The 11,496-nt window shown below is 67.6% G+C and carries 11 protein-coding genes and 1 pseudogene; 5 read left to right on the top strand and 7 right to left on the bottom strand.

The genetic code is table 11. From position 1 onward, the window contains the following. Positions 1 to 283 (bottom strand): amidase family protein (locus AB7O82_RS32640; RefSeq protein ID WP_428621242.1); only part of this gene is annotated, 283 nt, incomplete at its 3' end. A 7-nt stretch (positions 284 to 290) separates the two neighbouring features. Further along, on the bottom strand, positions 291 to 485 hold the full coding sequence (locus tag AB7O82_RS32635) for a hypothetical protein (RefSeq protein WP_428621241.1): 195 nt from the start codon (positions 483 to 485) through the stop codon (positions 291 to 293). A gap of 136 nt (positions 486 to 621) precedes the next feature. Between AB7O82_RS32635 and AB7O82_RS32630 the strand changes: the two genes are divergently transcribed. Genes AB7O82_RS32630 through AB7O82_RS32610 form a run of 5 tightly spaced genes read left to right on the top strand, consistent with a single transcriptional unit; the run spans position 622 to position 6,118 of the window. Further along, on the top strand, positions 622 to 2,229 hold the full coding sequence (locus tag AB7O82_RS32630; protein WP_428621239.1) for an ABC transporter substrate-binding protein: 1,608 nt from the start codon (positions 622 to 624) through the stop codon (positions 2,227 to 2,229). A 19-nt stretch (positions 2,230 to 2,248) separates the two neighbouring features. Continuing rightward, positions 2,249 to 3,202, top strand: a complete 954-nt coding sequence (locus AB7O82_RS32625) for an ABC transporter permease (protein WP_428621238.1) — start codon at positions 2,249 to 2,251, stop codon at positions 3,200 to 3,202. Between the two features lie 4 nt (positions 3,203 to 3,206). Further along, positions 3,207 to 4,115, top strand: coding sequence for an ABC transporter permease (locus tag AB7O82_RS32620; protein WP_428553654.1), 909 nt, complete (start codon positions 3,207 to 3,209; stop codon positions 4,113 to 4,115). A gap of 1 nt (position 4,116) precedes the next feature. After that, positions 4,117 to 5,151, top strand: a complete 1,035-nt coding sequence (locus AB7O82_RS32615) for an ABC transporter ATP-binding protein (RefSeq protein WP_428621237.1) — start codon at positions 4,117 to 4,119, stop codon at positions 5,149 to 5,151. A gap of 1 nt (position 5,152) precedes the next feature. Then, positions 5,153 to 6,118, top strand: a complete 966-nt coding sequence (locus AB7O82_RS32610) for an ABC transporter ATP-binding protein (protein WP_428553648.1) — start codon at positions 5,153 to 5,155, stop codon at positions 6,116 to 6,118. Positions 6,119 to 6,190: 72 nt separating this feature from the next. Here the strand turns inward: AB7O82_RS32610 and dnaJ are convergent, their stop codons facing one another. From dnaJ to AB7O82_RS32585, 5 genes and pseudogenes are all read right to left on the bottom strand, one after another. Further along, positions 6,191 to 7,312, bottom strand: a complete 1,122-nt coding sequence (dnaJ, locus tag AB7O82_RS32605) for a molecular chaperone DnaJ (RefSeq protein ID WP_428553645.1) — start codon at positions 7,310 to 7,312, stop codon at positions 6,191 to 6,193. Positions 7,313 to 7,399: 87 nt separating this feature from the next. Continuing rightward, positions 7,400 to 9,343, bottom strand: coding sequence for a molecular chaperone DnaK (dnaK, locus tag AB7O82_RS32600; RefSeq protein WP_428553642.1), 1,944 nt, complete (start codon positions 9,341 to 9,343; stop codon positions 7,400 to 7,402). Positions 9,344 to 9,536: 193 nt separating this feature from the next. Next, a complete protein-coding gene (gene grpE, locus AB7O82_RS32595) occupies positions 9,537 to 10,133 on the bottom strand; it encodes a nucleotide exchange factor GrpE (protein ID WP_428553639.1) in 597 nt (198 codons plus the stop codon). Positions 10,134 to 10,220: 87 nt separating this feature from the next. Continuing rightward, positions 10,221 to 11,279: a TauD/TfdA family dioxygenase gene (locus AB7O82_RS32590; RefSeq protein ID WP_428621235.1), complete on the bottom strand. Its 1,059-nt coding sequence runs from the start codon at positions 11,277 to 11,279 to the stop codon at positions 10,221 to 10,223. Next, positions 11,276 to 11,496, bottom strand: a pseudogene (locus tag AB7O82_RS32585) (hypothetical protein); the annotation flags it as partial. The pseudogene AB7O82_RS32585 and the gene AB7O82_RS32590, both read right to left, overlap by 4 nt.

Here is an 11,496-nt window from a genome sequence, read left to right as displayed (position 1 = left end):
GCGAATGGCCGGTGGTGCGTACGCCCTCGGTCTCGTAGATGTCCTTCAGCGCAACGGGGATCCCATGGAGGGGACCGCGCGTGAAGCCGCCGCTGCGTTCGGTGTCGGCTTGCGCCGCGGCGGCGCGGGCGCGCTCGGCGGTCACGGTGATGAAGCTCGAGAGCTTGCCGTCGATTGCGGCGATGCGCGCGAGAAAGGCTTCGGTGAGGGCCGTCGAGGTCAGCTCGCCACGCGCCATCATTCGTCCCGCGTCGGCGATGCCGAGCGTCGTGAGGTCGGTCATGGCGGGCCTACTCGTCGGCGCGGAAGACGTGCGGCGGCTCTGCCGCCCAGGCCCACTGGCTCGGGATGCGCTGCATCAGCGCGAGGAGGCCGAGGTAGCCCTTGTGCAGGTGCCCGATGTCTTCCTCGGTGAGCGGCAGGCCGGTCAGCGCGGCGCGTGCGCGGAACTCCTCCAGGGTGATTGCTGTCGTCTGCTCGGGCATTTCATTCCTCCACGGCTGGTCATGCAAGCGACATGCCGCCCCAACCGGGCGCGAAGTGCAAGCGCTCTTGGCTTGGCGCTTGCATGAGTCTCGTTCGAGCGCGCCAGCACGGCTGCGCCGGACAGGAGAGCGTCGAATGTTCAAGTACCTACGCGTCGCGGTTGCCGGAGCGGGCCTGTGCGCCCTGGCCGTAACGCCTGCCCTGGCGCAGGGCACTTTGCGCATCGGCATGACAGCGGCCGACATTCCGCAAACCACGGGCCAGCCCGATCAGGGCTTCGAAGGGTTCCGCTTCGCCGGCTACACCGTCTATGACGCTCTCGTGAACTGGGACCTGTCGAAAGCCGACACGATCGCCGACATCCGCCCGGGCCTCGCGACCGAGTGGTCGGCAGTCGAAGGCGAGCCGACCAAGTGGGTGTTCAAGCTGCGCCAGGGCGTGAAGTTTCACGACGGCTCGGACTTCGATTCCGCCGCCGTGATCTGGAACCTCGACAAGCTGCTGAACGACAAGTCGCCGCAGTTCGATCGCAAGCAGATGGCGCAGGCGCGCGCCCGCATCCCGACGCTGGTGGGCTACAAGGCGATCGACAAATACACGATCGAGCTCACGACCAAGGTCGTGAACTCGTTGTTCCCGTACGACATGTCCTACATCTTCTTCTCGAGTCCGGCGCAGTGGGAGAAGCTCGGCAAGGACTGGACCAAGGTCGCACTGCAGCCGTCGGGCACCGGCCCGTTCAAGGTCGAGCGCGTCGTGCCGCGCGAGCGCCTGGAGCTGGTACGCAATGCCGACTACTGGGAGAAGGCGCGCGTTCCCAAGCTCGACAAGGTGATCCTGTTTCCGATGCCGGAGGCGGCGACGCGTACCGCGGCGCTGCTGGCCGGACAGATCGACTGGATCGAGGTGCCCGCCCCGGACGCGATTCCGCGGCTCAGGCAGGGCGGCATGGCGATCGTCACCAACAAGTACCCGCACAATTGGGGCTACCATCCCAGCATGGTGGAAGGCTCGCCGTGGACCGACATCCGGGTGCGCAAGGCCGCCAATCTCGCGGTCGACCGCGCCGGTCTCAACAAGCTGCTGGGGGGCATGATGATCGAGTCCAAGGGACCGGTGTATCCCGGCCACCCGTGGTTCGGCTCGCCCACCTTCGACATCAAGTACGATCCCGAAGCGGCCAGGAAGCTGCTCGCCGAGGCGGGCTATGGCCCGAACAGGAAGCCGAAGATCAAGATCGCGATCTCGACCTCGGGCTCGGGCCAGATGCTGCCGCTGCCGATGAACGAGTATGTCCAGGAGAACCTGAACGCGGTCGGCTTCGACACCCAGTTCGAGGTCATGGAATGGAATGCGCTGGTGAACTTCCAGTTCCAGCCGGCGACCAGCGAGGCCGCCACCAAGGCCGGCGTCAACGGCATCAACGTGAGCCGCGCCACGGTCGATCCCTACTCGGCCTTCATGCGTCTCTATCATTCGTCGTTCGTGGCGCCGGCCGGCGCCAACTGGGGCATCCTGAAGGATGCCAAGCTCGACGAGCTGATCAACAAGGCGCACACCAGCTTCGATCGCGCGGCGCAGACCAAGGCGCTGGCCGACGTGCACAGCTACATCGTCGACCAGGCCTACTGGGTCTACATCGCGCACGATCTCAACCCGCGCGCCATGAGCCCCAAGGTGAAGGGCTTCGTCCAGGCCCAGAGCTGGTTCCAGGACCTGACGCCCGTCGAGATGGCCAAGTAGCAAACAAGGACAGTCGGCGATGCTGCTCTATGCCCTACGCCGCTTCGTCTACCTGATCCCGGTCGCCTTCGGTGTCTCGCTGCTGGTGTTCGCGCTCGTCCATCTGGCGCCGGGCGATCCGATCTCGGCGATCGTGCCGCCCGACGCGCCCAAGGAAGTCGTCGACAAGCTCAAGGAGTATTACGGCTTCGACCAGCCCCTGCCGGTGCAGTACCTGCGCTGGCTCGGCGTCACCCTGACCGGCGATTTCGGAACGTCGATCGGCACCGGCCGGCCGGTGGCGACGGAAGTGATGACGGCGTTCGGCAACACCATCATCCTCGCCGTCGCCGCGACCCTTCTGGCGTTCTCGCTCGCCGTCGTGCTCGGCACGGCGGCCGCATACGCCAAGTCGCGCATCGTCGACCGTCTGGTCACGCTGATCTCGCTGATCGGCGTCAGCGTGCCGCATTTCTGGCTGGCGATCGTGCTGGTGATCATCTTCGCCGTCGAGCTGGGCACCCTGCCGCCGATGGGCATCGGTCCGGAGAACTCGACCGGCTGGCGGCTCGACCGCGCCCACATCGCCCACATGATCCTGCCGACCATCGCGCTGTCGGTGATCCCGCTCGGCGTCGTCACGCGCACCGTGCGCTCGACGATCAAGGAAACGCTGAGCATGGAATTCGTGACCGCACTGCAGGCCAAGGGCATGAGCGACGGCCAGATCCTGCGCCACGTGCTGAAGAACGCCGCACCGACCTGCCTCGCCGTGATGGGCCTGCAGGCCGGCAACCTGATCGGCGGCTCGATCCTGATCGAGACGGTGTTCGCCTGGCCGGGCACTGGTTTCCTGCTGAACAGCGCCATCTTCCGGCGCGACCTGCCGATCCTGCAGGGCACCACCCTGGTGCTCGCCTTCTTCTTCATGATGCTCAATCTCACCGTGGACGTGATCCAGACCATGGTCGATCCGCGCATCAAGCGAGGCTGACGCCATGGCGATCCAAAGCCCGGCCCTCGACATCGGCGGCGCCGCCACGATGCAGGCGAGCAAGGCCACCGCCTCGCGCGGCTACTGGCCGTCGGTCGGCCGGCGGCTCAGGCGCGACCCCGTCACCCTGATCTGCGCCGCGCTGCTGATCCTGATCGCGGTTGCAGCATTTGCGGCGCCATGGCTGGGCCTGGCCGATCCCTACAAGACCTCGATGATCCGCCGCCTGCATCCGATCGGCTCCCCCAACAACCTGTTGGGCACCGACGAGCTCGGTCGCGACATGCTGGCTCGCCTGATCCATGGAGGCCGCCTCTCGCTGTTCATGGGCGTGACGCCGGTCGCCTGCGCGCTCCTGACCGGCGGTTTCCTCGGCATCACGGCGGGTTTCCTGGGGGGCCGGGTGAACATGGCGATCATGCGCACCATGGACGTCTTCTACGCCTTCCCGTCGGTGCTGCTCGCCATCTCGCTGTCGGGCGCGATGGGCGCCGGTGCCGAGAACACGCTGCTCGCCTTGAGCCTGGTGTTCATCCCCCCGATCTGCCGCGTCTCGGAGAGCGTCACCACCCAGGTGCGCGGCTTCGACTTCGTCGACGCCGCCAAGGCGAGCGGCGCCGGCACGCTCGCCATCGTGCGCGTGCACGTGCTGGGCAACGTGCTGGGGCCGATCCTGGTCTATGCCACCTCGCTGATCAGCGTGGCGATCATCCTGGCCGCCGGCCTGAGCTTTCTCGGCCTCGGCGTGAAGCCGCCGGAGCCGGAATGGGGCCTGATGCTGAACACGCTGCGCCAGGCGATCTACGTCAACCCGGTGCTGGCGGCGCTGCCTGGCGTGATGATCTTCGTCACCTCGATCTGTTTCAACCTGATGAGCGACGGCCTGCGCGCCGCCATGGACGTGAAGGCCTGACATGGATGCAGCTCTTCCGATCGCCGATCGCGGTGGCCCGGCGCAGCCGCTTCTGCTGGCCAAGGACCTGCGCAAGCATTTCCCGGTCGGCGGCGGCCTGCTCGGCCGTGGCCGCAAGGTCGTCCGCGCGGTCGACGATCTCTCCCTGTCCGTCGCCAAGGGCGAGACCCTGGGCGTGGTCGGAGAATCGGGTTGCGGCAAGTCGACGGTGGCGCGGCTGCTGATCCGCCTGATCCGGCCGGACAAGGGCACCATGGTGCTCGACGGCGACCCAGTCGACGAGCCGCACGGCATCTCGGTGAGCGAGCTGCGCCGCCAGGTGCAGATGGTCTTCCAGGACTCCTATGCCTCGCTCAATCCGCGCCTGACCATCGGCGAGACGCTGGCGTTCTCGCCCAGGGCGCATGGCGTATCCGCCGCCGAGTCGCGGGCGCGGGCGCTCGACCTGCTGGCCAAGGTCGGGCTCGATCCCGAGAGCTACGCCGAGCGCTATCCGCACGAGCTGTCGGGCGGCCAGCGCCAGCGTGTCAACATCGCCCGCGCGCTGGCGCTGCGGCCGCGCCTGGTCCTCCTCGACGAGGCGGTGTCGGCGCTCGACAAGTCGGTCGAGGCGCAGGTGCTGAACATGCTGGTCGACCTCAAGGGCGAGTTCGGCCTGACCTATGTCTTCATCAGCCACGACCTCAACGTCGTGCAGTATCTCAGCGACCGCGTGCTGGTGATGTATCTCGGCAAGATCGTCGAGCTGGGACCGGTCGAGGCGATCTACGGCAACCCGTTGCATCCCTACACGCACGCGCTCCTGTCGGCGCGGCCGTCGATGGACCCGCGCAAGCGCACGCGCGAGGCGCCAATCCAGGGCGATCCGCCCAATCCGATCGATCCGCCCTCGGGCTGCCGCTTCCGCACGCGCTGCCCGTTCGCCGAGGATGTCTGCGCCGCCCGCGAGCCGCTGCTGGCCGAGACGTCGGCGCAGTCCGTTGCCTGCCACATGCGCCAGCCCGGCTCGGGCCATTCGAAGGCAGAGGCTGCCTGACATGAGCGAGCTCCTGCAGGTCCGCGATCTTCATGTGACGTTCGTCACGCCCGACCGTACCGTCCACGCGGTGAATGGCGTGAGCTTCGACCTCGAGCGTGGCGAGACGCTGGGCATCCTGGGCGAATCGGGCTCCGGCAAGAGCGTCACCCTGCGCTCGATCCTGCGTCTGCATCCCGAGCACCGCACCCGCTGGAAGGGCAGCATCAGGCTGGAAGGAGACGAGGTGCTCGACATGGCACCGCGCGCGCTGGGCGACCTGCGTGGCCGGCGGGTCGCCATGATCTTCCAGGAACCGGCGACCGCGTTCGATCCGGTCTTCACCATCGGCCAGCAGATCACCGAGACGATCCGCCGGCACACCGGCAAGAGCGAGACCGACGCCTGGAAGCGGGCGCGCGAGCTTCTCGAGCTGGTGCGCATTCCCTCGCCGGCGCAGCGCCTGAAAGCCTATCCGCACGAGATGTCGGGCGGCATGCGCCAGCGCGCCATGATCGCGCTCGCCCTGTCGTGCAATCCCAGCCTGCTGCTGGCCGACGAGCCCACGACCGCGCTCGACGCGACCGTCCAGATCCAGGTGCTGCTGCTGATCCGCGAGCTGCAGCGCGAGTTCGATCTCGGCGTGATCTTCGTCACCCACGACATCGGCGTCGCGGTCGAGGTCTCCGACAGGATCGGCGTCATGTATGCCGGCAAGATCGTCGAGCTGGCGCCGGTCGAGCAGATGGTCGACGCGCCGCAGCATCCCTACAGCCGCGGCCTGCTCGCCTCGACCGTCCACGACGGCATGCGCGGCCGGCGGCTCGAGGCGATCCCCGGGGCCCCGCCGGATCTCGCCGAGGTGCCGACCGCCTGCAGCTTCGCCCCGCGCTGCCGCTTCGTGCAATCGAATTGCCTTGCCGGGCCGCCCGACCTGCGCACGACCGGCGACAGCCACCTGGTGAGATGCGTGATGGCGGCGGCGTGACTTCATACGGACCGCGGGCGTCTCGCCCGCAATTGATCTTGGGGGGGCGCGACGCCCGCGGCCCGGAAGAAGCTACCCGCCGAACATCTCCTTGACCTTGCTGAAGAAGCCTTCGGAGGTCGGGCTGGTCTTGCCGGCGTTCTCGAACTCCTTGAGCAGCTCCTTTTGCTTGGCGGTGAGGTTGGTCGGTGTCTCGACGTTGATCTCGATGTACATGTCGCCGTGCTGGGTCGAGCGCATGATCGGCATGCCCTTGCCGCGCAGACGGAACTGGTGGCCGCCCTGGGCGCCGGCCGGGATGTTGACCCGCGCCATCTTGCCGTCGAGCGTCGGCACCTCGATGTTGCTGCCGAGCGTTGCCTGGACCATCGAGATCGGCACACGGCAATGGATGTCCGCGCCCTCGCGCTCGAACAGCTGGTGGCGGCGTACCGACAGGAACACGTAGAGATCACCCGCCGGGCCGCCGCGCTGACCGGCTTCGCCCTCGCCGGAGAGGCGGATGCGGGTGCCGTCCTCGACGCCTGCGGGGATGTTCACTTTCAGGGTCTTCTCGCGCCGGACGCGACCCTGGCCGGCGCAGGTGCGGCACGGCTTGTCGATCACCTGGCCGGCGCCGTGGCAGGCATGGCAGGGACGCTCGATGGTGAAGAAGCCCTGCTGGACGCGCAGCCGGCCGCGACCGTGGCAGGTCGGGCATTGCTGCGGCTTGGAGCCGGCTTCGGCGCCACTGCCGCGGCACGACTCGCAGGTCACCGAGCTCGGCACGCGGACCGTCGCCTCGGTGCCGCCGTAGGCCTGCTCGAGCGTGATCTCGAGATTGAAGCGCAAATCCTGGCCGCGCTGGTCGCCGCGGTTGCCGCGCCCGCGCCCGGCGCCGAACATCTCCTCGAAGACGTCGCCGAACACCGAGCCGAAATCGAAGCCCTGGCCCTGGAACGGTCCGCCCGGTCCGTTGGGCCCCGCGCCGCCCTCGAAGGCGGCCGGTCCGTAGCGGTCGTAGGCCGCCCGCTTCTCCGGATCCTTCAGGATGTCGTAGGCGTGATTGATTTCCTTGAATTTCTTCTCGGCGTCCTTGTTGTCCCGGTTGCGATCCGGGTGGTGCTGCATGGCGAGCTTGCGGAACGCCTTCTTGAGGTCGTCGGGGCTCGCCTGGCGACCGACTCCGAGCAGCTCATAGTAGTCTTGCGACATAAAGCCTAACGCAGCCCCCACTTGCCCGCTTACACGTCGGCCCCCCGCTTGCGCGGGAGGCCGGGTTTTTCAGTTCCTGCTTCGGGTTCAGCCCGAGCCCGTCTTCTTGTTCTTGTCGGTGACGTCCTCGAAGTCGGCGTCGACGACCTTCTCGCTGCCCGGCTGGTTCGCGGCACCATCGGCCGGACCCGCGCCGCCTGGCGCGGCACCGGCCTGGGCCTCGGCCTGCTGGGCCTTGTACATCGCCTCGCCGAGCTTCATCGCCGCCTGGGCAAGATCGTTGGTCTTGCTCTTGATGGCCTCGGTGTCCTCGCCGGCCAGTGCCGACTTCAGGTCCGCCATGGCGCTCTCGATCGCCGACTTCTCGGCCGCGCCGACCTTGTCGCCGAACTCCTTGAGGTTCTTGTCGGTCGAGTGGACCAGCGCCTCGCCCTGGTTGCGGGCGTCGATCAGCTCGCGCTTCTTCTTGTCCTCCTCGGCGTGCAGCTCGGCATCCTTGACCATCTTCTGGATGTCGGCCTCGCTCAAGCCGCCCGACGCCTGGATGCGGATCTGCTGCTCCTTGTTCGTGGCCTTGTCCTTGGCCGAGACCTGCACGATGCCGTTGGCGTCGATGTCGAACGTGACCTCGATCTGCGGCAGGCCGCGCGGCGCCGGCGGGATGCCGACCAGGTCGAACTGGCCGAGCAGCTTGTTCTGGGCGGCGATCTCGCGCTCGCCCTGGAACACGCGGATGGTGACCGCGGTCTGGTTGTCGTCGGCCGTCGAGAAGGTCTGGCTCTTCTTGGTGGGGATCGTCGTGTTGCGCTCGATCAGGCGGGTGAACACGCCGCCCAGCGTCTCGATGCCGAGCGACAGCGGCGTCACGTCGAGCAGCAGGACGTCCTTGACCTCGCCCTTCAGCACCGCCGCCTGGACCGCCGCACCGACCGCCACGACCTCGTCGGGGTTGACGTTGCGCGCCGGCTCGCGGCCGAAGAACTGCTTCACGACCTCGATGACCTTGGGCATGCGCGTCATGCCGCCAACCAGGATGACCTCGTCGATCTGGCCGGCCTGCAGGCCGGCATCCTTGAGCGCAGCCTTGCACGGCTCGAGCGTGCGCTGCACCAGATCCTCGACCAGGGTCTCGAGCTTGGCGCGCGACAGCTTGATCACGAGATGCTTGGGGCCGCTCGCGTCCGCCGTGATGAACGGCAGGTTGATCTCGGTCTCCTTCGCCGTGGAGAGCTCGATCTTGGCCTTCTCGGCCGCCTCCTTCAGGCGCTGCAGGGCGAGCTTGTCGTTGCGCAGGTCGATGCCCTGCTCCTTCTTGAACTCCTCGGCCAGGTAGGTGATGACGCGAAGATCGAAATCCTCGCCGCCCAGGAAAGTGTCGCCGTTGGTCGACTTGACCTCGAACACGCCGTCGCCGATCTCGAGCACCGACACGTCGAACGTGCCGCCGCCCAGATCGTACACCGCGATGGTGCCGCTCTTGCGCTTGTCCATGCCGTAGGCGAGGGCCGCCGCGGTCGGCTCGTTGATGATGCGCAGCACGTCGAGGCCGGCGATGCGGCCGGCATCCTTGGTGGCCTGACGCTGGGCGTCGTTGAAGTAGGCCGGAACGGTGATCACCGCCTGCTCGACCTTCTCGCCGAGATAGGCCTCCGCGGTCTCCTTCATCTTGCCCAGGATGAACGCCGAGATCTGGCTCGGGCTGTACTGCTGGCCGTTGGCCTCGACCCAGGCGTCGCCGTTGCTCGCCTTCCCGATCTTGAAGGGGACCAGCGCCATCTCCTTGGCGACCATGGGGTCGTCGAAGCGGCGGCCGATCAGGCGCTTCACCGAGTACAGGGTCTTCATGGGATTGGTGACCGCCTGGCGCTTGGCGGCCTGACCGACGAGGCGTTCGCCGCTGTCGGTGAAGGCGACCATGGACGGCGTCGTCCGTGCGCCCTCGGAATTCTCGATGACCTTGGTGTCGCCGCCTTCCATGACCGCGACGCACGAATTGGTCGTGCCCAAATCGATACCAATGACTTTCGCCATGACTGTTCTCTCTTCCCTAGGCAGGTCGATCCGGCCCGTGAGGCGCCGGGGGGACCCCCGTAAATGTTACCTGCCGGCAAAAACCGGGTCAGGACAGGGGCTATATAGTTTCTGAAGGGCCGCCTGCAATGGAGCAGGCGGCCCAAAAATGCGAAATCTTGCCATTCCGGGCGGCAATTCGGCCGGTCCGGACCTAGTTCTCGTTGCTGGCCGCCCGCGCCGGCGGGCCGCCCTTGGACACGCCCACCATGGCCGCCCGCAGCAGGCGCCCGGCAATCAGGTAGCCGGGGATCAGTTCCTGGACGACGGTACCGGTCGGAACCGTCGGATCCTCGACCTCCATCATGGCCTGGTGAAACTCGGCATTGAACGGCTTGCCGAGCGACTTGACGCGCGTCACGCCATGGCGCTCCAGCGCCGATTGAAGCTCGCGCTCGGTCGCCTGCACGCCGATGATGACGTTGCGCAACGCGGGGTCGGACACGTCGCCGTCCTTCGGCAAGGCCGACAGGGCGCGGCCGAGATTGTCGGCCACCGACAGCATGTCCTTGGCGAAGCGCTCGACGCCGAACTTGCGTTCGCGCTCGACGTCCTGTTGCGCCCGGCGGCGCACGTTCTGCGCTTCGGCCAGCGCGCGCAGGAGCTTGTCCTGCAGTTCGGCTTTCTCGGCCTGCAGTTGCTGGACGTCGGCCTCCTGGCCGGCCGGCCGGGGTGGAATGTCGAGGTTCTCTTCGGGGGTCTCGACCGGCATCTCAGCCGAGGCACCGCCCGCGGTTGGATCGCTGGCCATACGGTTATCCCTGGTGTCTGTGGTCTTTTTCGGCGGCTTTCACTTAGGGACGGCGATGGTCCCGGTCAACCACTCTCGCTCTCCGCGTCAAACCGCCTCCAGCGGTGCGTTGAGCCGGGTGCCGCGCACGATGATGCCACCGCGATCGCCGATCGTGACCGTGCCGTAGCGCTGGGCGAACACCTCGGGCAGAGGGCGGGCATCCGCCGCCGCCAGCCACAGGCGCAGCAGATGGCGTCGCCGCTCGGGCTCCGGCCAGTCCACGAACCCGGTGCGGTCGTGCAGCATCGTATGGTTGTGCACGAGTTGAACATCACCCGGCTGGAACGCCATGAACAGGTGCAGCCGCGGATCGTTGGCCAGCGCGTCGAACAGGTCGAGCGCCTCGACCTGTGCCGGCGTGAGCCGCGGCGCGTCGGGGAAGCGCTGCGCCGAGTCGATGTACTGGCGCTGGTAGAGCGCGGTCAGGAAGCCCCGGTGCCAGCTGAACACGGGAATCTCGAAGTAAGGCTTGCGGCCCTCCGGCACCTCGCCACGCCGGTCGGTGGCGAGCGGCTGGAACAGCAGCTCGAGCAGATCGGGCCGCCGGCGCCGCATCTCGTTGAAGATCGTGGTCGAGCTCACCAGTGCCGACAGGCCGCCCGACTGCGCCGTCTTGAGGCACAGCAGACCGACGATGTCGCACGAGTCGGTATGGTAGGTCTGGCGCTCGTTGGTCTGGTAGATGCGGACATTGGGGTCGTGCACGTCGAGGCCGAGATCGCGAACGTGGCCCAGCACATGACCCTTGCCGTTCTGCGAGCGTGCGCTGCCGAGATGGCTGCCCAGGCCGAAGAAGGCGGTGGCCGCCTCGCGCATCGACCAGCGTTCGACCGGCAGGCCGCGCAGCAGCAGGAACCCGCGCCCGTTCAACACCTCGTTGCGCACCCGCGCGGCGAGCCGGGGCGCGAGCGAGGGCAGCGGGAAGTCGCGTGCCGTGATCGAGGCGATGTCGGCATCGCGCGCCACCAGGGCGTGTGTGGCGGTCTCGATCTCGGCGATCTCGGCTGCGCCGAGCGGCATCAGCCAGTCGGTGCGTTCCGCCATCTGCGGGCCGTACCAGGCCGCCTCGCCAGTCTGCTCGGGCGGGAGCTCGAAAGGGGTCACGTCTCCCACGGGAACCTCGGCGCGAACAGGTCGGTGTCGGACACCGACAGCCGGAAGCTTTCGGTGGCGTTGACGAGGGCGGCGCGGATACCCGGCTCCAGCGCGCTGTGGCCGGCGTCCGGCACGACGACGTAGCGCACCTCCGGCCACGCCCGCGCCAGCGCATCGGCAGTCACCGGCGGGCAGACGATGTCGTAGCGGCCTTGCACGATGGTGC

The sequence above is a fragment of the Reyranella sp. genome (assembly GCF_050185545.1).
Lineage (GTDB): Bacteria > Pseudomonadota > Alphaproteobacteria > Reyranellales > Reyranellaceae > Reyranella.
The sequence above is the reverse complement of the archived record's forward strand: the minus strand, read 5'-3'. Positions and strand labels throughout refer to the sequence as shown.

Coding starts and splice junctions, on each gene's coding strand:
- dnaK (WP_428553642.1), bottom strand. CDS start 9,343: ATGGCGAAAGTCATTGGTATCGATTTGGGCACGACCAATTCGTGCGTC.
- AB7O82_RS32620 (WP_428553654.1), top strand. CDS start 3,207: ATGGCGATCCAAAGCCCGGCCCTCGACATCGGCGGCGCCGCCACGATG.
- grpE (WP_428553639.1), bottom strand. CDS start 10,133: ATGGCCAGCGATCCAACCGCGGGCGGTGCCTCGGCTGAGATGCCGGTC.
- AB7O82_RS32625 (WP_428621238.1), top strand. CDS start 2,249: ATGCTGCTCTATGCCCTACGCCGCTTCGTCTACCTGATCCCGGTCGCC.
- AB7O82_RS32610 (WP_428553648.1), top strand. CDS start 5,153: ATGAGCGAGCTCCTGCAGGTCCGCGATCTTCATGTGACGTTCGTCACG.
- AB7O82_RS32615 (WP_428621237.1), top strand. CDS start 4,117: ATGGATGCAGCTCTTCCGATCGCCGATCGCGGTGGCCCGGCGCAGCCG.
- AB7O82_RS32630 (WP_428621239.1), top strand. CDS start 622: ATGTTCAAGTACCTACGCGTCGCGGTTGCCGGAGCGGGCCTGTGCGCC.
- dnaJ (WP_428553645.1), bottom strand. CDS start 7,312: ATGTCGCAAGACTACTATGAGCTGCTCGGAGTCGGTCGCCAGGCGAGC.
- AB7O82_RS32635 (WP_428621241.1), bottom strand. CDS start 485: ATGCCCGAGCAGACGACAGCAATCACCCTGGAGGAGTTCCGCGCACGC.